The sequence below is a fragment of the Bartonella mastomydis genome (assembly GCF_900185775.1).
Classification (GTDB): domain Bacteria; phylum Pseudomonadota; class Alphaproteobacteria; order Rhizobiales; family Rhizobiaceae; genus Bartonella; species Bartonella elizabethae.
In genome coordinates, this window is record NZ_LT883138.1 from 1,209,054 (window position 1) to 1,231,970 (window position 22,917).

13 protein-coding genes, 1 tRNA gene and 3 pseudogenes are annotated in these 22,917 nt (G+C 37.5%); 11 read left to right on the forward strand and 6 right to left on the reverse strand.

The genetic code is table 11. The annotated features are described in order from the left end of the window. Positions 1–148 precede the first annotated feature (148 nt). A pseudogene (locus FJG96_RS08615) lies at positions 149–1,367 on the forward strand (MFS transporter). A gap of 353 nt (positions 1,368–1,720) precedes the next feature. On the opposite strand, the gene FJG96_RS08620 reads toward FJG96_RS08615, so the two are convergent. Continuing rightward, a tRNA-Ser gene (locus FJG96_RS08620) sits at positions 1,721–1,811 on the reverse strand. Between the two features lie 314 nt (positions 1,812–2,125). Here FJG96_RS08620 and FJG96_RS08625 point away from each other — a divergent pair. Then, positions 2,126–3,340 (forward strand): porin, encoded by a 1,215-nt coding sequence (locus FJG96_RS08625; protein ID WP_139413591.1) that lies wholly within the window; start codon positions 2,126–2,128, stop codon positions 3,338–3,340. A 1,295-nt stretch (positions 3,341–4,635) separates the two neighbouring features. Here the strand turns inward: FJG96_RS08625 and FJG96_RS08630 are convergent. The 5 genes and pseudogenes from FJG96_RS08630 to FJG96_RS08650 all read right to left on the reverse strand — a co-directional run. Beyond that, on the reverse strand, positions 4,636–5,442 hold the full coding sequence (locus tag FJG96_RS08630; protein WP_139413592.1) for an N-acetylmuramoyl-L-alanine amidase: 807 nt from the start codon (positions 5,440–5,442) through the stop codon (positions 4,636–4,638). Between the two features lie 464 nt (positions 5,443–5,906). Continuing rightward, on the reverse strand, positions 5,907–6,164 hold the full coding sequence (locus FJG96_RS08635) for a hypothetical protein (RefSeq protein ID WP_139413593.1): 258 nt from the start codon (positions 6,162–6,164) through the stop codon (positions 5,907–5,909). 604 nt (positions 6,165–6,768) lie between these two features. Further along, a complete protein-coding gene (locus FJG96_RS08640) occupies positions 6,769–7,500 on the reverse strand; it encodes an alpha/beta hydrolase family protein (RefSeq protein WP_139413594.1) in 732 nt (243 codons plus the stop codon). Positions 7,501–7,764: 264 nt separating this feature from the next. Next, a pseudogene (locus FJG96_RS08645) lies at positions 7,765–8,268 on the reverse strand (MFS transporter); the annotation flags it as partial. 20 nt (positions 8,269–8,288) lie between these two features. Further along, positions 8,289–9,143, reverse strand: a pseudogene (locus FJG96_RS08650) (Bcr/CflA family efflux MFS transporter); the annotation flags it as partial. Positions 9,144–9,762: 619 nt separating this feature from the next. Here FJG96_RS08650 and FJG96_RS08865 point away from each other — a divergent pair. The 9 genes from FJG96_RS08865 to FJG96_RS08695 all read left to right on the forward strand — a co-directional run bounded on the left by FJG96_RS08865 (position 9,763) and on the right by FJG96_RS08695 (position 22,198). Further along, complete coding sequence (locus tag FJG96_RS08865) at positions 9,763–9,867, forward strand: phage tail assembly protein (protein WP_180338255.1); 105 nt, start codon at positions 9,763–9,765, stop codon at positions 9,865–9,867. Between the two features lie 3 nt (positions 9,868–9,870). Further along, on the forward strand, positions 9,871–10,488 hold the full coding sequence (locus FJG96_RS08870) for a hypothetical protein (RefSeq protein ID WP_180338256.1): 618 nt from the start codon (positions 9,871–9,873) through the stop codon (positions 10,486–10,488). Between the two features lie 847 nt (positions 10,489–11,335). Then, on the forward strand, positions 11,336–12,424 hold the full coding sequence (locus tag FJG96_RS08665; RefSeq protein WP_139413596.1) for a DUF3792 domain-containing protein: 1,089 nt from the start codon (positions 11,336–11,338) through the stop codon (positions 12,422–12,424). A 222-nt stretch (positions 12,425–12,646) separates the two neighbouring features. After that, positions 12,647–13,828 carry an MFS transporter gene (locus FJG96_RS08670; RefSeq protein WP_139413597.1) on the forward strand — a complete coding sequence of 394 codons (1,182 nt, stop codon included), beginning with the start codon at positions 12,647–12,649 and terminating at the stop codon, positions 13,826–13,828. 289 nt (positions 13,829–14,117) lie between these two features. Then, the gene (locus FJG96_RS08675; RefSeq protein ID WP_139413598.1) at positions 14,118–15,359 is read left to right on the forward strand and encodes a DUF2087 domain-containing protein; all 1,242 of its coding nucleotides are present in this window, start codon (positions 14,118–14,120) and stop codon (positions 15,357–15,359) included. A 799-nt stretch (positions 15,360–16,158) separates the two neighbouring features. Continuing rightward, on the forward strand, positions 16,159–17,313 hold the full coding sequence (locus FJG96_RS08680) for an MFS transporter (RefSeq protein WP_139413599.1): 1,155 nt from the start codon (positions 16,159–16,161) through the stop codon (positions 17,311–17,313). A gap of 829 nt (positions 17,314–18,142) precedes the next feature. Beyond that, on the forward strand, positions 18,143–19,312 hold the full coding sequence (locus FJG96_RS08685) for an MFS transporter (RefSeq protein ID WP_139413600.1): 1,170 nt from the start codon (positions 18,143–18,145) through the stop codon (positions 19,310–19,312). A 230-nt stretch (positions 19,313–19,542) separates the two neighbouring features. Further along, positions 19,543–20,409, forward strand: coding sequence for an abortive infection family protein (locus FJG96_RS08690; RefSeq protein WP_139413601.1), 867 nt, complete (start codon positions 19,543–19,545; stop codon positions 20,407–20,409). Positions 20,410–20,833: 424 nt separating this feature from the next. Then, on the forward strand, positions 20,834–22,198 hold the full coding sequence (locus FJG96_RS08695) for an MFS transporter (RefSeq protein WP_139413602.1): 1,365 nt from the start codon (positions 20,834–20,836) through the stop codon (positions 22,196–22,198). Positions 22,199–22,917: the final 719 nt, after the last annotated feature.

Genomic DNA, 22,917 nt, shown 5'->3' on the forward strand with positions numbered 1-22,917 from the left:
AGGTTGTTGTTTTCATGATAAAAGTAATGGTTATCGATTTTCTATTTAGGATACCGTTTTCCACAAGAGGATCATCATTTCGAAATATACAGAAAAACATTCTCTTCAGTGAGCGTTCCCACTGTACAATCATCTATGGAACAACACAATGAACAGACCACGTACCCTTGCTCTCACCTATGGCTCTTATAATGCCGTACGCATGCTCATTGGTGTCTACCATGCGATTTTTTAATGTCTATGGGGGTGAATCTCGCGCAACTAGCGCCACTTCAAGTTGTCTTTTCCACAACTATTCTCTTGCTTGATTTTCCTTGTGCTGTTTTAACGGATAGATATCGACGTAAATATTCCGTAATAGCTGGTGTCTTTATGACGGGAATATTTTATCTTCTCTGTCTTCAAGACCCTAATATGACGGCGCTTATTATTGCGCAAATTCTCTATGCAGCAGACATTTGCATCATTGTCAGTGCCATTGACGGATGGATTTACCATTCTCTTAGTGATAAACACGATCACTTTTCGCATTATGCGCATCTTTATCACCAAGTGAACTCTTTCGGGAGTATTTTCAGTGGAATTGTAGGCATTGGAACGATCTATTATTCTGAACAATATTTTATGGGATATATTATCTCATGCCTCATGATGGAAATTATTTTTTTGGTTTTCCTTATTATTCCTGAAGAAAAAAATCGCTGATTGAAACACACAAAACAAAAACAATCTTGCACAATGCCAAGGAAACGCTGTGGATTTTTCAAAACACCGTGGGAGGAGCATGGTTTATTTTCCTCATGTGTCTTTTTAGCGCTGGAATTCAAATTATTTATCATTTCTGGCAACCCATTATCCTTGGCAAGGGGGGGACAATTGATCACCTCAATGGTTCGCAAATGTTGGTCCTCATGTGCTGTCATATTGGAGCCTTTTCAGCACAGTATTTTTCAAATTTACTGATGTCTAAGTATCATGTCCTTGATAAAAATTATAAGAATTCTATCAAATATTTTTCTTTCTTTTCTTCTCTGATGTGCATTGCACTCTATTTTTTCGTTCATAACAATCAAACAGCTGCATCCGTCATTGCGTTCTCTTTAATTCATGGATTTATTTGCACTGTCCCGATAGGGGCAAAAAGCTTATTTTTCTCAGAACTGAATCAAACACAAACACAGCATATTTCTGGTGTTATCGGTGCTGTATCTTTTAGCGGCAGACTATTTTCAATTATCGTATTAAGTATTATTTCTTTTCTTCCTGCAAAAATTTCTCCCTCTTATTACCTCATCTTACCGACCCTTACTTTTTTCCTATGTGGTTTGATCATCATGAGATGGATAAAACACTCTCAAAAGTCTTAAGTAAGAAGAAAACCAACCCTGATAAAGTTTTTTCTACAAGATTTCCTTCTAAAAGAGATCAAAACTTTTTTAGATCCTTGCTATATCGAGCTTTCAAAAGACAACGTATCGATAAAACAACAATTTATAATGATCATAGACCGAACTCAAATATCATAAGATTTTTTCAAATCTGTTTTTATGTTGAATCAATCAAGATCATTTGCTTGCACATCATAAGCAGAAAGAACCGTATGGGTAAAAACGATGTAAAAAGGAAAAAGACTCTTAACAAACGCTCAGTGTCAAGAGCTATTGCCACACGCGCTTAAAATTCCTACACTTCACTATAACACAGTGATTTTATAGAAGAATGGCGGAGAGGAAGAGATTCGAACTCTCGAGAGCCTTTTGAGCCCTACTCCCTTAGCAGGGGAGCGCCTTCGACCACTCGGCCACCTCTCCAAGGAGTTGCATAAATGGTATCAATAGAAAGTTCAAGACATTTTCGATTTTTTTTCCCAAATATCTGAAGTTTTTTTTCTTTATTCACTCCATAGGGCCCAAAGTTAACAAAACAAAAACTGTGTCTTTTTTACCACATCTTCTCGAATAGTACATAGATAGATTACAAAAAGTTCATTTCATATTTGAAACTCTAAAAAGATTAGTATAGCTAGAATGATAAGTACCGCGTATTTTATTTATGCCTTTATCTTTAATGCATTAGGCAAATGATATTCTTTAAAAGAAAATTAAACGGACCTCGGAGATCCCATATGAATATTAAATCCCTCTTTTTAAGCTCTACAGCAGCTTTTTTAGCAATTTCTGGAGCACATGCTGCTTCAACAATTGTTGCCGAACCTGAACCCGTAGAATATGTTCGCGTTTGTGATGCCTACGGAAAAGGATATTTCTATATCCCTGGAACAGAAACCTGCATGCGTTTGTCAGGAAGTGTTCGTACTGATTTTGTTGGCGGTGGTAATATCGATGCAACCACTGAAGATGAACTGAACGACAAAAGAAAAACCTATGGTGCATCATCACGGCTTACTCTTGTTTTTCAAGCCGCTTCTGAAACAGAAATGGGAACCCTTCGTTCATATGCGAGAATTTTCTCAAGCTGGGGTGATGGTAAAGATGGCTCTGGTGCAAAACTTTCAGCCGCTTATATTGAACTGGGGGGCTTTCGTGTAGGTCTTGACGATACCATTTTCAACAGCTGGACTGGTGGGTATGGGAATGTGCTCAATGATGACAGTGTAGCGCCTGCCGGTACAACACGCACTAATTTTATTTCCTACACCTTTAACGGTGATTCCGGCTTTTCTGCTATTATCGGAGTTGAAGTAGGCAATAATGCAGATTCTCTTCCTGGGGTAAAAGAAACAAAAGTAATAGGAGACAACTATATTGAGAAAGATGGGAAACTTATTCCTGTCACAGACGATACGCTTCCAAGTAAAGGAATTAAAAATTACACCCCCAATGTGGTTTTGGGTATAAAGTTTATGCAAAAATGGGGTGGTTTTTCAGCTGTTGCTGCATATGATGCTTACTACAAAAAGTGGGCTGGGAAGGTTCGTGCAGATTTCAATGTTAACGACCGTTTCAACCTATGGGTGATGGCTGGCTATAAAAATGGTGTTGATTACTACACAGAAAATGCAGATGGTGAGTTATCACGACGCAGCACAACGATCTATGCAAACTGGGGCGGTAAATGGGCTGCTTGGGCAGGTGCTACTTACAAACTCACGCCAAAAGCAGATTTGAATGCGCAAGTTTCTTATAGTGCTGTAAAAACCTTTGCAACATCTGTCAATATTGCCTACACGCTGGTTCCAGGGTTTGTGATTACACCTGAATTAACCTACGTTTCTTGGAACGATGATCGGATTGTAAAGGATGCACATGAGAATGAAAAACGTCTCTTTCATGGAAAAAGTGCTTTCCAAGGTATGATCCGTTTACAGCGTTCATTCTAATTCTATTAAGCTAGAGCTTTCAAAAACTGGCAACTCATGTTGCCAGTTTTTTATTTTTTTCAATCAAATATCATGAACAATCTTTCCGGATACTTATTTTCTTAATCCTTCTGACAAAACAGCTTAGTTTCACAAAAATATTCTTAGAAAATTAACCTTATGAGTTTGATAAAAAGACTTCATAGGATGTTACCCATCAATTCAAACAATCTCTTTCTTGCTCTTTAAAGCGTGCCCCATTACTTTATTCCCCAATTGATCTTTCTTTGTTTTTTTACACCTAACCTTTGTAATTTAAGACATGATCTTCTCAAGTAAGTCTCACCCTGAATATTCAGTTTAACTGTACTGAACAAGAACCCTTATCTCCTCTCAAAGTACGAAAATTCCTACCAGCACCAGTTTGTAAATAATTAAATTGCTTTGGGGAGACGCTTGATTGGATTCTTTATGATTCATTTGCATAAGGCTCTACAGACAAGTTCCACCCTTAATATTTCCCCCTCTCTATTTTTAAAATACTTCAATTAAGTGTATATTACTTTATGTCCCTGTATCACACCTTTAATGATGGTGTTTTACAGCATAGAATAAAACATTCAAACAAAACAGAATATTGATTTATAATGATAATTTATCTTTATTCAACTTGAATGAAAAACCTGAATACCGTCAGATTCTCTCATTTCAAATTCCTCCCTGTTGAATCAATCAAAATCATCCCCTTACGCATCACAAGGAAGATTAGCGTATAAATAAAAGCTGAATAAAAAAGAACGACAAATACCTATGAATCGTTTCAAATGTCAAAGAAAGCGAGCAACGTGTAGAATGATGCCGATTTGCTCTTTTATTAAGCATAAGAATAATGATGCACAATAGACAACACACTTCACAAAAGATTTTATACTCTTTACGAAGATCGTTGCAAAATATGTGTGTGATACACACCAAAAAATATTTTCTAAAACAAGTAGCTAAATACGCAAGAGAAGTCCATTTTGTTTGAGACATTCTATCTTACATGATCCCATTATACACAACATCTTATAACTTTGGATACTTTTAAACGAAACAGAATATAAGAAAGAAACAGCAAACCTCCATCTCTGCAAACCACAAAGTTTGCTATAGAGTTATGTTTCCATAAAATGCCTTATAGCATCTATACGATTTTCTAAAACGATAAATGCTCTTTTTTATATGAAACCAATCAGCAAAAAATGAGCGCTTTTAAGAAACAAAAAGCGCTCACATGTCATCATAAAATACCTTTTAATTCAAAAGAATTGAATTCACGAAAAATATTTATCAACTAATGCGTAAAGAATGGCTGCTGTTTCAACATCGAGAATTCCATCATACTTTTCTTGACGAAAATGAAGTTGAAAAGCTCGGATCAAATTTTTATATCCTATTTCAGTAGATGCTGCTGAAATATCATACCCATAACATTTCAGCTTTTCCAAAGCCTCCTCCTTGGACGGAAAACTCTTAGAAAATTGTTCCTGATAGCGATTTTTGGGCTCATCATCATACCACGCCCCTATCCCTGCCTCATAAAGCTCTTTCCACGGGAAAGCTGCTCCTGGATCACTTTTTCTTCCAATGGCAATATCACTATGCCCCACAACATTCGTTGGCGTAATACTGGGATAGCGTTGAAGAATATTCAATGCAAGCTCTTTCACGGCATCAATTTGTATCGGATTATAAGGAGGAAAGCTAAACACCTCGTTATGATGATTCATTAAATCAGCGGTCTCTTCTGAAGACTTAGAACGACTCGTTGCTAAATTAACGATTTCTATCCCAATAGATGAATCATTGAGATGACTATACCCAGCCCATGCACTAACACCTGCATGCCACGCACGCTCATTCTCATCAACCAGATTAAAAATACGCATATCTTTAAATCCAGCTTCACGATATGTCTGCTCTGAAGGATCAGGAACAAGATAGTGTGCACTAACCTTTTGTCCCGTAAGCGCCATGACTGAGGCTTTAAAATCAATAGCCGTATAATGCATGACAAGAAAACGAACGCGACGACTAAAACTCTTGACAGAACGATAACTGTTGTAATCAATCCGATACATAAAAGCCCTTTCTTTTTTGCTTAAAAAACCACCGCGTATCACAACAGATTAGGACACGAGCTGTTGAAAAAATCATTATGGACTTTCTATCTAGGCGGATTACGTCAAAAATTTGTTCACCCACACCATCAACATTCTTATCAACAATCAAGACAGATTTTTTTATTTCTCCTCACAGACGCATAAAATATTTTTGACAACATCCACAAACACACCACATCAAATATTTTCCCTAAAAATTCCCACACAATGATCAATTAAAAAGGAAATAAAAGCATAAAATGATCACTTGTTACATCTTCACATCTTACAGAAAAAAGAGCTGTTCCTATTATCAAATTGGGAAATATTCCCCGAAGCGAACACAGAGCTATCACGCAATCTAGACAAAAGTATAAAGGAAACATTTTATGAGATCTTTACAGCAATTTATTGAACACCAACTGAACAGCCCATATTCACCATCAATGCTTCATGGACATATTTTTCAATAAAATTCGCAAAGCTTTTCTGTCTAATGACACTGTATCTTGTCTTTTCACAACATCTCTTCCTGATTTAGAAAGAATATCGATGATTAACAACGCTTTTGAAGCACACAAAGCCTCTAGATTTCCTTCATATGCTCCTAAGGCAAGATAACAGATTAGTTTATAATGATCATTAATCTTTTTTGCATCTTGGATGGAAGAACCGGATAAGTCCTCTGCTATTGAGTTCATTAAAGCCTTTCATTTGCACATCAAAAGCCAAAATTAATGGTTAGATAAAAACCCATTGAAGAAAGATGTAAAAATACTTCTCATAAAAGATAAAAAAAACATTGTATGATGCATGTATCTTATCCCCTTAATCTCAAGAGTAAAATCCATTACACAATTGGATGTTAGAAAAGTAATACTCCGACAATCCAATTCAGCACATAAACCTTCAATATTTTTTGATAACACAAAAATGAAAAGACGGCTGAGAACCAATGATGTATCTTACGAAACATCTATCAGCAAACAGGCCTAACTTTTGGCACTAAAGAAGAACAGGAGAAAGATACAGAAATCGATACTCTCTTAAATGAAGGACAAATTCTTTTGCTGCATCTCCTAGATCAGCAACAGCAGCAAGCAAAAGAGCATCGCATTCTGTAATTTTTTACCAAAACTGTTTACCAAGTTACTTGAGGAAGACAATCCCCTTCCCTTTTTCAACATTCCCACCCCATATCACCATAAGTGAAATGAATAGCAACAGTCATAACTCAAAGACCTTTCAACGCCCCTCGCGGATTTCTGGTCCCAACCCACGACCCAATAGCACAAGAACTTTTTTTCATAATCCCTCCATCCATTCGCTAACGATTGTATTCGTCATAACAGGATTATCATCCCACAAACGCGTACCCGCCCCAGAAATTATTCGATATTCATGATTGACACATTGGCTTTTTGTTTGATTATCAACCGTTGCAAGTTGCGATTTTTCACCCACCAACGCTAAAAACTTACCCGTATACTTAACAATCTCGTCTCTAGCATCCAATGCCAATAAGAGTTTAAATCCTCTTGTCATCCGTTCAATGGCCATGCTTTTTTGATCTTGTGGAATTTCTAAGGCAACTCTTTTTTTAATAACGCCACGAGAATGCATAAAAGCATTGAGTGTTTCCAAAGCTCCCACCAAATCATTATTTTCTAAATGAAACAAAATATCTCCAAGGCGCCGTTGCAAAGGTTTATCTGGATAGCCAGGTGCATTGACAGCAAGTACCGCTTGAACATTGGAAAGCCGTGGTGCCAATATTTGTACTAACATTCCAGCCATAGAAAATCCCACAAGCACCGCAGGCTCTTTAAAATACTTTTCGAGTTTTTTTATCATAAAAGATAACGTTTCAATAGCAGAATAATTGAGAAAATGAGCACTCTTAGGAAAAAGCGAGAGTGTATCCAGCAGCGTTACTTGGAATCCTTTTGTTGCGCAGAGCTTTGTCAGTGAAGAGCAAAAAACACCCTCATCCCAAATTGGCATTACAGGAGAAAGAATAACAACAGGAAGACTCATTGATCGATCGTTCCTCTTGCTTCAACACACGCATCAGAAGCCAAACTCTTTCCCTCAAATGTCATAAAAATACAAGTATGTTGAAACTCTACGCCCACAACCCCTCCCATAACACCCAATTTGTTAAATTTAAACGAAGCTTATGACCAATTTTAAAGCCCCTCAATCAAACCACTAAATAAAAAAATCATTCAACAACAGAGTCCAAAAACATGTAAAACATCAAAAATATTTCTGCATAATGCTCTCTTTTGATCATTTCACTCAGCTTATTTCTGAAGTCATAAAATGACGCGCTTTTTGAATATAAATGATAAAACCAATCATACAACAGGCGGCTAACAAAGTTGCCATAGCCCGTGGGCTATGACCAGAGATCTTTCCGATAACCGCCGCACTAAGCGCTGCACTTCCCAATTGCAAAGAGCCCATAACACCAGAAGCCGCTCCCGCCGCTTTCGGATGTGATGAAATAGCCAATGCTGTCCCTAAGGGTAATAAAAAACCATTGCCGAAAGTAAGAACAGCAATTGCCATAAAACTTGTCACAAGGGGCCATGGGCTTAGATACATTTGCAAGGCAAAAAGCACACCTCCTACAGCAAAAATAATGTACCCTCTTCCCACAGTCTTTTCCATAGATTCGCGTTCAAAAAACCATCGCGCCAAAAAATTTCCCAAAATATAGGGCAACGAAACACCAATATAGCTGTAACTAATGTGTATCGGCGATAAACCCAAAGTCGTGAGTAAAAAAGGCGACTCCACANCACACCTCCTACAGCAAAAATAATGTACCCTCTTCCCACAGTCTTTTCCATAGATTCGCGTTCAAAAAACCATCGCGCCAAAAAATTTCCCAAAATATAGGGCAACGAAACACCAATATAGCTGTAACTAATGTGTATCGGCGATAAACCCAAAGTCGTGAGTAAAAAAGGCGACTCCACAATATAAGCAAAATAAGCCGCGTAAGAAAAACAGGGAATAAGTGCATAAAAAATAAATTGTTTATTTCTGAGAACGGCTAAATATCCCTTCATAAATCCTACCGGAGAAAAAGGCTGTCGCTTTTTTGGGGGGAGAGTTTCGGTGAGCACAACACAACACAGTAAGATGGTCAAAAATATAAAAAAGCCTAAAAAGATAAAAGTTGCGTGCCAATGAAAAGCTTGTATCAAAAGTCCACCAATGAAAGGTGCAAGTGCTGGCGACATTCCAATAAAAGGGAAAACAATCAAATAAAGTTTTCCTGCTGCTTTTTTATCCAACAAATCATTGATGATCGCGCGACTTAAGACAAGCCCCGCACAAGCTCCAAGACCTTGCAAGAAACGTAATACAAGAAAAGCATGAATATGAACGGCATAAATCACACCAATTGTTGTGAATAACCACAAGAATAAGCCTAATAGAAGTGTTTTTTTACGTCCAAAATTATCACTCAGCGGTCCATAAATAAGCTGTCCAAGTGCCAATGCAAACAAAAAAACAGCCACTGCACTTTGAATTTGAGATTGAGTCACTTGATAATACTGACGCATATCCCCCAGTGCTGGTAAAAAAATATCAGTAGAGATTAATCCCCCTGTCGATAAACATATAATAAGTATAATAAATGGTAAAGTATATTTACGATCCATAAATAAAATCACACTTTTAAAGTTAGAGCTTAAATAGTATTTAATTAAAAATGAAAAATATAATGATATTTTTTCTTATATAGATAAATAATCATGATGAAAAGTGTTATTATTTTACTTTGTGAAATAAAATTTCTATTATTTTTTAATAAATAAAATTCTATTTTCCACGCTTCACATGAAAAAATTCAACCCATGAAGAATCTTTCCTTTACACACACTTTGCCACAATCTTTCGCTGCTTTTTCCATTGATAACATAAACAAAAGCACAATCTCTTTCCACGGCAACAATGCCACTTTCTCTACAGGCTCCACCAAAGTTGATCGATAAAACACAAAGCAGAAAAACAACCTCTAACGCCTCTACCCCAAAATCGTTATAGTATAAACAGAGTGTATAATACGACAATAACTTAAGAACCGTATCAACATAAATCATTATTGTAAAGAGTTTAACTCTATCTGCTCATAGAGTATAATGACACTTCTGCAAACAATCCAATATATGTGCTCATTTCACAAAGCTTTTTACTTAAGATAAAAAAATAAAAACTGTATAACTTATTGATAAATATCATATAGTTAGAAATTATTTAATTTACCTATAGGAGCAATGAATGTGCATAATAAAAATAAAACGTATTCCGTTGCTGGTACCTCTTACGGTTGAAGGAAAAACATATACAGAGACCTGTTTACGGCGCACAAAAGTTAAAGATTGAGAATTGATAAGCATAAAGGAAGGAATCAAGCAAACAATAAAAATAATTGCCTGTTTTTCAGGATGGTCTTATGATATGATCAACAAACTTGATAAGCACGACTTTTCAAATATCAAAGATATTTTGGACTCCTCATTAAAAGAAGTGCTCGACAAAATAATCAGCATCAGTAACAATCTAAAAATGACTTTGAAAAATCCATTCACAGGCTATCTCAAAGATTTTAACCATGAAATAAAGAGCCTAAAATTACACATGGAAAAAATAATGAGTGTCTGTATTTTCAACAACACCATATCGGAAAAATGCAAAAACAGTTTTTATAAAGATACATTTGAAACACAGAATATAAAAAATATAAAAGAAGAAATATTTAACGACTATACACCCGTAACAGCGCATAACCCTTCTAATACACAGGTTCAAATAAACATTATAAATTATGGCACCTTCGTACAAAATAGTCCATCAGGATCTATGCATATTACATCTTATCAAAAAACTGGAAATAAAACAAAAAAATCAACGTTGGATATAATCTTAAAATCGTTAGGCATTGCCTCAAAAATTTTGCATCTATTCTTTTGGTGTTGGGAGTTTTTATTCAAAAGATTGAAATAATTTTTCGGGCATTAGTACTAAGTAAAAAAAACAAGGAGGAGAGAGTACAATCAAGCGGTCTTCTCCCCTCTTCACTTATCTAAGCTTTTTAAGGCTTTTCAAATTGAAGCGTATCAATATTATTGATCATAAAAAACATACTATTCGTCATAAAAGCAGCGCATAAAGACAAAAATTATAGCGACCATGATTTCTTAGAAAAAAGCAAACAACAACCAAAAGAATCTTCACACAAGAGTAATGATACTCTTTATGAAGCTGATTATATGTTGATCAAAACATTATCGTAAAAACACTCTTTTTAAATTTTCCAACAGAGCCCTGATAGAACAAGCCTATGACATCATTTTGCACAACCAACGCATAATATAAAAAAACGTTTAATCTGTTTACACCTTAAACGCTCAACAAAATTCTTCATGAATAGCTCTAAAAAAACTTCAAAAGCAAATAAATCTTCTGATGATATATAATCTTTCGCTTTGGTTAATTCGTTTTTTTCCACCCTAAGAAGTCCAAAGAGCAGAAAAAAACTAAGCAGACAATTGAGATCTTGCAGCATTGCCCCCCACAGCCTACAGCACAAGCAACAGCTTAAACAGCTTCTCTCTCCTCCACAATACGAGGTACAATTAAAAATTATGCTGCCTCATAAGAGATAAAATGATCATACGAACACATTTTTCCTCAAGCGTAAATTAGATCTTTAGAGCTGTTTATTTCACATTTTTTCTCTCATAAGAAACGTTAAGGCATTTTTTCTCTTCATTTTAGCGTCTATCCATCTATTTTGGAACATAATTGGTAATAAGGCATTGTATCTCCAGCATATTCAAGGAGATAAAACATGGAAACCCGCATTCCTGAAAAAACACCTTTCGATACGAATTTTCTAGGAGAAACATCTCTAGAAACAGAATATTCATTTTTTCAAACACCCATTTCATGGTCAGCCATTTTTGCCGGTCTGGTAACGGCTCTAGCCACCTCAATCTGCCTCTCTTTTCTGGTAGGAGCATTAGGATTGAGCCAAATGGATTTCACTTCGTCCTCCCCTTTTGAAGGTTCGTTCCTCTCGATGGGCACAGGCTCTCTTATCGTTATACTGATCAGCCTTGCTTTGGGAGGTTTTGTGGCTGGGCGTTTTGCTGAAACCACAGGAGCTCTTCATGGTTTCTTAACTTGGGCTCTCATAACACTTCTTATGACCCTCCAAGCCATCCATGTCGTTTCAAGCACAGCAAAAATAGGAGCTAAAGCTGCCCTAGAAAACAGCTCGATGGTCCAACAAACTGTCGACAGTTTCAAAACAAATATTTCCCCCCTGCTTACAAAATTAAATAGCGAGGATTTTGCAAAGTTTTTAACAAAAAACAGCGATGATGGCATCAATTTTGACCAACTTGGCAATGAGTTGCGTACCCTTCTCCATAAAAGCGATATTCCTGCCCTCAATCCTGAGCGCTTAAAAACATCCTATCAGGCAGCACTCAGTGATATTGGGGAGGCAATCACAGCCTTTAAAAAGGATCCTTCTCATTACCGCACCACTCTGAAAGATCTAGAAGAACGTCTTTCTGATCGTGTAGAAGATCTGACAGCAAAATTTAATCGAAGCGATATCATCAATGCCCTCATGAAGGATGGCATGACTCGCGCAGATGCACAAACAGCAACCACTCGTGCTCTTCAACTTTATCAAAGTGCAGAGGAAAAAACTGCAAAAGCGATAAAAGTGCTTGAAGAACGGGCTGAAACCCTCTCTGACAATCTTGAAGGAGCTATCAAAGGTGCCAAAAACACCGCCACAAAAGTCACAAACACAGCCTCCAAGATGGGATGGTGGGGCTTTTTAGGGAGTCTGATAGGCGCCATAATTTCCAGTGTTTGTGGTTATTATGGTTACAGAAGCCGTAAGGACTTTTTCAAACTTTAAAATTTCTAGCTCTAAAATGAACCTAAAAAAAGCTGTACAGTTTTGTACAGCTTTTTTTATACTCGGCTTGAAAAGCTTTTGGCATCATATAGCCATGAGAATGAGAAAGATTATGTTCTCAAACTTAATCATCCGGAAAAAAAATAGACAGAGCAAAAACCTGTGATATACCATCAACACACAGGAGAAAATGATAACTTTAGCACCTTGGGGAGGAGCATTGTGATAAAGAAAAAATCCATGATTTTCGCCCAAATAGGACTTTTTCTCGTTTTGGGGCTTAGCAGCTTTGCCGATGAAACGGCTCAAGTTACATTTGCTTTACACTTAGCAGAAAGTACAGCCTCTATTTCCATGCTACTTTTTGCAGGGCTTATAGGAGCAATTTGTGCAGGCCCCATTGCCCCGCGCCTTTTACATCGCTTCGAGCCAGTGCACACAGTCACTGTTGTTTTATTATTTGAAGCACTTTTCATAGCTACAGCTGCAATTGCTAACCAGTTTTGGTTTTATATTGCCCTTTCTTTTGCACTAGGCTGTGCTGGTTCAATCTTTTGGTCCGCTATCCTTGTTGCTGTACCTGACTTCGCAAAAAATGATCAGCAATTAGACTATATCAATCGCATTATCCAAACAGTTCGTAATCTTGGTTATATTGCTGGACCACTGTTAGGGGGCGTATTATATGGTCTATCAAACGGGCAAAAAGGACTCTTTGCACTCTCCATCATGGTTTTCTGTGCAGCCTTGATCACCATAGTCTGTTTTAAAAGTTTAAAAGTGCATGAGAAAACGATAAACCCATCACAGAAAAGCAAAAAGGGGCTAGACTTAACAGGGCTTTTGCGTAAAAAAAAGGTTGTCTATGCTCTTATGCCCCTTATTACCACCATCATCCTCACTTCAGCTCTCAATGTGTTGTCGATTGTCCGCATCCGCACTGAGCTAGCGTTTAGTGCACAAACCTATGGCATAATCAGCAGCATGATCAGTCTCGGTCTTGTGGTTGGCCCACTCTGCTTTTCCAGCCTTTTCCACCGCTTTGGCAATGCCGCTGGAGCATCATTGGCTGCCGCAACCATTGGTTTTGCCATTTTCTGCTTTTCTTTAACGAGCTTCGCATGGCTGATGATGCTGTCATTTTTTATTCTTGGGAGTGCTAACGGCGTGCAAAATTCTCTGATGGCAAGTTTTATGATGAAAGCTATCCAGAAAGAACAACGAAACAGCCAAATGCCTGCCTATATCTTTATCATACAAACAGCCGTATGCATTGGTTTTATCAGTGCAGGTTTTGTAAAAGTGCACCATACCCAACACACACTCTTTATCATCGGAATCGCCACCATGATCACAGGCATCTTAGGCTTTATCGTAAACAGCACTCTGCAAAAAAAGGAATAGGATAATACCTAATAGACTTTGCCGTCTATTCTCTAAGACAAACCATGCACAAAAAGGAGATAACAATCACCACCGGATAAAATCCCAACCAACATCATTGTCTCTCCCCCCTACCAATCAATGGGATTTTGCTAAGCCACTCCGTGTGGAACAGCAAACAATTATTGCAAAATTTGATATTTAAAAGCAAAAAACGATAACATCATGCAACAATACCCCATGGAACAAACAACCACATTTTTTATCAAAGCAGGAATGCTGCGCTTGGGTAAAGGATAAGGATCAACAGATGCCCTTGATAAGACCGGATATGGGAACAGAAAACAGTACAAAGCTTCTTTATACGCTCATTCAAATGGCAAGACCGCACACAGTCCTTGAAATCGGCGCAGGCGATAGCACACGCTTGATTGCTAAAGCCCTGCAAAAAGTAAAACAAGCATGGCAACAGGATAAAAAACTTTTAGAATCCTCCACTTGGGAAGAACGCACAGCTTTGCTTGACCCTTCAGGGGTTCTTGAAAATTACCAACCACGATTGATCACCATCGATGATTTTTCAGGAGACAGTCAGTCCGCTGAAGAAACATGGCAAAAACTGCTCAAAGACGAGGACATCGAAAAAGACATGGTAACATTCATCCATGAAAATTTCTTCTCTCTTGATGATGCAACGTTCAAATCTTGGGGCCCCATAGATTTTGCTTGGCTTGATGCTGGAACGCCCGCAGATGATGTGCGATTTGTTATCACACTTTGGGAACATATCACCGCTGGTGGTTATCTCTGTCTGCATGAACCAACCATGACCACAACCGTTGCTCTTAATGGAGAGCAACGGGTTCGACGTGTTAGAACCCCTTTGTGGGAAGAAATTCTCTACCGTCTTGATGGATCCTATGAAGCTTTAACCCTCCCTGAAAACCATAAATATTGCCAAAGTGGTCTGGGGATTATTCGCAAACGCACCCCTACTGAGCAAATTGTCCGCACACAATCGCTCCAAGCAGAACTCATAGAAATCAACGAACTGCCCCTTCGCAATGATCTTTTGCCTATGGGAAAAGAAACCCTTCACAAACGCAGTAAAGTGAATTCACTAATTTCTGCCATGACCTCACCAACACTGCGCACTGTTTATGCCGCCATTATCCTTGGTGCAAAAAATCTTTCTGAGATCCTAAAAACTGTCGATTGTGATGCGAAAACCATTCACAAATCCATCAACCGTCTTTTAAACCTTGGTCTTATTCAAAACACAACAGCCGGATTTCAAGCAGAAGGAACACTTTGGAAAGCACTAGAAGATAAAAATGTGCGGGAGAGAGAAAATTTAAGTGATCGCCATTTAGAAACAGAAGAGATGCTTACAAAAATTGCCCAAGCCTTTCAAAGGAAAAAAATCTATAGTGAAACGGAAGTCTCCAAGATATGCAGCCTCTTTACGGTAGATTTTGCCAGATTAAGACGCACCCTTATCGAGAGAGGATTTTTACAACGCCATGCCGGCAAATATCAACGCATACGCTAAAAAAGAATTAAATAATGATTAATGAACGCAATCATTTTTCTTCTACACTTCAAAAGAATGGGTAACCGTTCACGAAAAATCTCGTTTCATGAAAAACTTATTAAATCATTCATATGTTGACAATCTATAGAAATGAGTACACCCTCTTTGTAAAAGTTTCATGGGAGGAACAAGAATGCGGGAATGTCAATTGGTTATCAAATAGAATTAGAAACAGTCAAAATCATCAGGAGAAGATATGGGATCAAGGTCTTCAATGATCTCACGATTGTTACGCGGATATCAGTGCACAGTGTTGTTGCTCAATCAGGGGAAACTTACATTGATTGTATAATCATCTTCCTATCTGGGTTATAACGTCATCCAGCATTAAGTGATGCCGTAGAATCTTCCGTAGAGAGATTTGGTTGCAATATGTAGCTACGCAAAGCGTATTATTATTTGATAGGCTTGCATTAAAATTAAATACCATTTTTCTCGATTCCCATTCTGGCATATTTCTTCATATGAGGAGACAACACTATAAGAAATGCTGCACGTGGAGGCACCAAAAAGATCCTAACAGAAGCAGCTTTTATAACCGTATAGGGCAAGGAAAAATTCTATCTTAAAATGCTTAATATTTCTAAAAACATCGTAGAAAAAACCAAAAACAATATTCTTGAAGTGGACTGGCTAGTAAATCAGGAAGGATACTCTTTCAACGAAATGTGTACAGCAAAAACAGAGCTAACAAAACTTCCCCAAAAGATACAACAAAATGTCTTTGATCATTTAACAACACTTCTATGGAAATTCCATGGGCAAAAATAAAATAACTTTTTTCATCTATAGCGCGGTTTTTCTTTCTGAATTTTCCTATTTCTTTGTACTCCCACTCCTTGGAAACTCTTCTCTCATAACTGCGGCAAATGTTGCGTTTTATCTCGCTGGATCAGTAATCCTCGAAAGCATTCTCATGGTAACCACAACGGGTTTATTAGAGAGATTTTCGCGTAAACTTTTAATGGCTACCACCTTTATTTTAAGGAGTAGCGCTTTCCTATGCGTTATCCTGTCAACCACAGCTTCTGCATGGCTGGTCTTTTTCACCTTAACAGCTTTTTCAAAAGCAATTTCAAAGCCATTTTTGAGAGAAATTTTATCAGAACATCTCAATGGAAGTGCTCTTAAACGCGCATTAACACTCTATTCTTTTTTTCAAAACGCTGCGGTTGTTATCGCCCCTCTCGTTGCAATGATAGCCATAAAATATAATGCATCGGTTTTTTTTATGGCTTGTTTTGCAATCATTGGTTTGTATCTTTGTGTTCTATCGATTCAAATTGTTTATCACTACCCCCATAAAAAAGCATCCGTTGAAAAGAATAAAAAAACAAACGCCTCTCTTCTTTCTTCTTTAAAAAAAATAACACATAATCATGCTATTGTTTATTTACTGGTCACAGCTTTTCTTTGCACGTTTATCATGGGAATTTTTATCACCACCACAACACTTCTCAGTAAATTTGACAGCAATCTGGCCCCGTATAGCGGAATTTTCTTTTCAATTGTTGGAATCAGTATTTGTATCTGGCAAGGAATAATCAATAAACACCTTAGCCTTTCCGATAAATCAACCTTTTACCTACTATGGCTTATGGGAAGTTTCGCTTCATTCTTTCTCATGGGTGGAATCTTTACCGCTGTAACTGCGTTAATTGCCTACAGTATCTATGAATCTATCATGATTCCAGAGATATACTATCAAGCAAACAAAACAACCGCATCCCTCTCTGCCAGTGTTCTTTTTAGTTATATTCTTGTTGTTTCAAATATTGGTCAAGCGACAGGCTCATGGGCAAGTGGATGGATCATCAGCTATTGCAACAATTATATCGATTTCATCTTTTGCATGATCATTGTTGCATCTTCCTTTTTTTCTTGCCTCTGTCTCATGCAAACGAAAAAATAAGGGCTCCAATGTCGTATATCATTTTTGCAACCAATGACATAACAAGAGCACCTACAACACTTCGTCATAAGTGACTTAATTATGAGTTTGTAACACACTCTTCTGCAAAAAACGCGAAACTGTTTTTAAGAATTTCTCTGTAAGCTCTCAAGCCAATTGCCTTAGAGCTGAGGGATTATGGGGCAGATTTTTACTTGCACATGAAATTTGTCGCCTTCTCAAAGTACCATATTACCCATTTGCCTCTATGGTTGATCTTGAGACTTTCAGTTCAGCTATCGAAGAATTTTCTATTGATACCATAATATGCTTGCCAAGTTTTGCAGATAAACTTATTATCGTATCTTGGAAGCAAAAATTAAAACCTCGAAAAAACCTATTCTATCTTGGAGAATCCTTTCAAACTGAATCTGTTTTGAAAATAAGAGAGATAATTCCTGACTTAGGTATTACCCCCTTAGCTTTACCACACAAGAAATCGGTCCCATAGGATTACCATGTTCTAAACTTGATGAAAACATTTATCATCTTATATGTACACCTCGACAAAAGGAAAAGAGCCTGAATGTTTTGGTAAAGAATTGACTCCCCCAAAACACACAGATCAAATATTTCTCACCACCAAAATAACTGGAACACTTAAGCATATGCACTTAAAATATACAGTGCGCAAATAAATACCTCTCGCTTTACAGCTTACAGAAAAAGTTCTCAACCTCATGAACCAAACCTGTATCAGGATTTTTTTACGACTAGTATCGCTGCAAAAACAGCGCTATGAAAGACACTCTCCAAAGCGAATAAAGTCAATATTGTAATAGAAAAATCAATGTTACGGAAAATTCTCAGTTTCAAGGCAAGCATACACCTTATTCTCATAACCATACTTTTGAGCAATATTGGTGCTTTTATGGTCGTTCCTTTTCTGGCGATCTACTTAAACAAATTGAATTCGCTCAGTGCGATAGAAGTAGGTACTATCATTGGAATAGCTTTTTGGTGCCAAAGAGCAGGCTCCCTTTTAGGAGGAATCCTTTCCGATTATGTGCATATCAAAAAAACCATGCTTTTGGGTTTAGCGCTGCGGATTCCAGGTTATTTTATCATTGGTTTTACGCATAATTTTTACATCCTACTTCTCTCCTGTATCCTGATTGGACTAGGAAGCAGTATGTATTTTCCCGCAGCAAAATCTTTTTTAGTAAAAAACGTCTCTCAAGCTGACAAAGTTGATATTCTTGCCATCAGATCGATTTTTACCAACATAGGGACTGCCATTGGCCCATTACTTGGAATGCTTATTTTAAAAGTTCATCCTCAACTCTTATTTAGCCTTGTTGGCTTCATCTTTATTTTATTATTGCTTATCAACTGCACATTAAAAGAAAGCCGAGTTACCGACACAGGCAGTAAAATAAATTTTTCTGATTTTTGCAATCTGCTTACCAACAAGACAATGCTGCGTGTAGCATTTTTCACGTTTTTATTTCTCTTTCTTTACATACAACTTGAAGTCACAATACCGCTGTTTGGTGACGAAACTTTTGGGAAAAGCACCCCCTCCTATATTTTTCTCCTCAATGCCCTCATTGTTATCTTTTTCCAAATACCTGTCTCAAGATGGTCTTGTCGGGAAAATTCCAAAACACCTATAGTGTTATCCTTTGTGTTTTTTTGGCTCTCATTCTTTATTCTCCACGCTCTTAATCCTTCTTACTTTAGTCTCTTTTTAGCGATCGTACTTTTTACCTTTGCCGAAATCATTATGCGCATACGCCTCGATTATGAGGCCACAAATATAGATGAACGCCTCATTGCGAGCGCATTTGGCATCATGAGTTTGTCGAGTGCTTTTGGAGGAATGGCAGGCAGTTACTTCGGTTCTCTCTTATACAACAAAGCTGTTTTTGGCTTATCGGTTTGGCAACTCTTAAGCATTGCATCCATCAGCGCTGCTTTTCTCTCTCTCCTGCTTTTTATGAAAAAAGCAAAAAAGTAAATTCAAGCTATCTCACGTCTATTTATCTCATCATGCAATAAAAGCATTCCGCCTTACGACGATAACAGTAAAAAAGAAAACATTTTTTTAAACATGATATAGTATTTTTCATGCAAAATTCTTATATCAGACACTATATGATGCGTGCGACCTTTTACCAAAGGGAAAGCAGCAAAATCATATTCTAAAAACTAATCCACAGATTATTTTTGATATTATAAAGGCATACAATGCAATTATCATCCCCGCAAAAAATATCTCAAAAAAACAAAATCCCTCCAGCAATCATTGGACTACTCCCTCAAATATTTTCAGACCATTATACGAAGAAGGAGTTAAACCACTTATTTTTTAAATTATCTGCTCCTGATGAAACAGAAGGAGATAGCAAAGCCTTTAGAACCAAGAAACGACTCCAAGCCATCAACATGGAATGCGATGAACCGCTTGAAATTCTTAGCAATCTTCTTGCGGATTTTATGAACAAAGAGCATTATTATTATCCTCACAAAAATCCCCAGCTAGAAGAAGATAAATGTAAAGTTCTAGAAATTTTAAAGAAGAATGGATTACAATACCACCGTGGAGGATATATCATCAAAGCTGGCTTGCTCTCTATAGAAGAATTGCAAAAAGAAGTTGCAAAGAACGGATTATTAGCAATAAAAACTGAAATAAAGAGAGCATTGGAAAACATAGAAACTGATCCAATGGCTTCAGCTCTCTATGCTGCAAATATATTAGAGGCATCTTGTAAAGTTTATCTCGACCACCACGCTCTCTCCTATAAAGAAACCGCTTGTACGCTACCCGCTTTATGGCAACAAGTCATAGAACATGCTGAGCTTCGTCCAAAAGATATGGAGAAAAAAAACTTAAACGATCTGGATAAAAAGAACTTAAAAATGGTAGCATCTGGTCTCTACCAAGTTGTACAAGGTACCATGAATCTAAGAAACAACGAAAGTGCAGCCCATGGTCGCTCGGAGGCAAGTTTTCGAGAAATCAATCTCAAACCTCGTCATGCGTGTTTAGTTGTTAATGCCGCCTCTGCCCTTGCAATGTATATCTTAAAGTTGCGCCAAAAAACATCATAAAAAAATATTCTCGATAAACGAAACAGATTGATCCTAACATTTTCTCCTCATGAATTTCATACGAGAACGCAAACAGGCTCCGTAAAACCGGACCGGATCTTATAAGAACCACAAACCATTAACCTTTGGAGCAGAGCCTACATATTTGTGTAGGCTCTGTTTTGCTCTCATGCCAAGAGAATTGACAGCAAACAGACTCCTCGATAAACTCACCAAAATCCGTTTAAACAAGAGCTTTATTTAGGAAAAAAAGGGCTTACACAAAGGGAATATCAGGGGAGACAAGCATTGGGGGAAGTCATCAGCACTCCCCATCACATTTATCCCAATAGGCACAGTCCTCGCAAACAGGTATTCATTCTCAAAGCCTGTGATTTATGAGGCAGAACCAATATTGTCAAGAATATCAGCAGGGGGCATAAGAATGCAAAAAAGAGATTCCTATAGCAAATCAGAAAAGTCTGTCATTTATACCGTCATTATTTCCAGTATACTACCTTTGCTAGACGGCAGCATTGTGAATGTCATCCTTCCTAATCTTGCGCATTATTTTTCAACGGGAGAAAAAAATATACAATGGGTTGTAACTTCCTATTTCCTCGCCACTGTGCCAGGACTGTTAATGGCAGCTTTTCTGCAAGGGAGAATAGGCGTAAAAAAAACGTGGCTGCTTGCAAACTGCATTTTTATGCTTGGATCACTGGGAGTGGGATTAAGCGATAATTTTCAAAGCATTATCTCTGCCCGTATCGTTCAAGGTTTTGGAACCGGTCTCTTGCTGCCCCTAAGCCAAACCATTATCGCCTTACAATTTGGACAAGACCGCGTTCGCCAAGCCATGGGTACCATAGCTGTACCAACGGTTTTTGCTCCTGCCTTTGGTCCGCTGGTAGGAGCTTCCATTGCTCAGTATATGTCTTGGCGATTGTTATTTTTTATCAATATTCCGCTTATTTTATTAGCACTTGCCATTGGAGCGAAACATTTAAAAACCAATGAAACGGCAAAAACAAAATTTAACCTACTGGCATTTGTAGCTTTTTCCCTATCGCTTATTTCGTTTTTTTACCTCACAGAAGCCAGAAACATCAATAATAACACAACCATATATACCATAGCATTGATAGCGGTAATCTCTCTCATATTCTTCATTGTTTCTAATCAGAAAGCAAAAAACAAATTAATCGTCTTTAGCGGATTTACAAATGTGCGCTATACATTGCTCATGATCATGGGGCTTATTGCTTCCTTTCTTTTTTATAGCTTTCTCGTTTATTTTCCATTAGCACGCACCACAGAAGAACCCCATGAAAAAAGCCTTCTTATCATCGGTGCCCTCCTTGCACTACAAGGGGTGGGAGCATGGATTGGCAGAAAATTTATTTACCAGAAATGGAAAGAAAAATCTCCCTTTTTCATGATAGGAATTGGTTTGCTAATCTCAAGTTTTGGCTTATTATGCTTTGGCTATCAGACAAGCATGGATGGTCTGGGTTTCTTACTAAGAGGTATAGGGCTTGGTATTGCCACCATTGTATGCCTGTCTGCCCCTATTCAATATGTCAATCCTTTATACGTCAAAGATACGGCGGTTATCACACGTATATTACAGCAAATAGGTGGCGCTTTAGGAGGTGTGTTCTCTGGCTATTTACTCCATACGCTAACAAAAGGAGTTCTTTCTCTCAACCAAACATATCTCATATTCTTCCTCTTCTCTATCGCTGTATTTTTACTGTTTTGCCTCACACTCTTCTTATCGCGTAAAGAAAAAAACGCTGATTTATGAGATGCTTTGTTGAAACCTCATAAACATTTGCAATTGTAATAAGAATATAGAGCATGTGCTTTGGTTTAAAAACACCACTACGCTGTAACTTTAACTCCAGCCTTCATCTTTATAAGCAGTACTAACCCGCAAAACTCCTTAAGTTCTAACATTGGTCACACCCAGTCACTTGTTCTTCCTTGATCCTTATATTTTTTTACTAAAGGATAGGAAGAAGGTTTTAAACATATTCTATGGAGTTTTTTTAACCTGTTGCATAGGGGTTTTAGCGTTTTTGAAGATTTTCATAGGATTAAGTATGGATTATCGATGTTGGATAATCCCATAAGCTTACTGACGAAAGGCACTCCAGCACAATATAAGCATGCATTCCTCAAGCTTCTCTGGCATGCAGCCGTGATTATGGCAAATCATACTGCACTCTCAAAGCCTATAGGAGGAACAAATTGGCTTTTGCGCGCATCTACTATCTCCAAACTTTCATGTTTTATAGCTTTGCATGTGTTTTTTTCTCCGCTAGTAGAATGGTTGCAAGTGTTATTTTAGGTCTTTAATGCTTTGGGAAGTGTGTCATTTTTTGACGTTTTTAACTTTTGCGCGCATAATGTGTTTATTTATACTGGAGATATTTTTCTAGCGTTGTCGTCGACTATATGAGCACAGTAACATATGCTTTCATGGTGTTTATCTTGATGGCACATAAAGGGGAATAGAGAGCA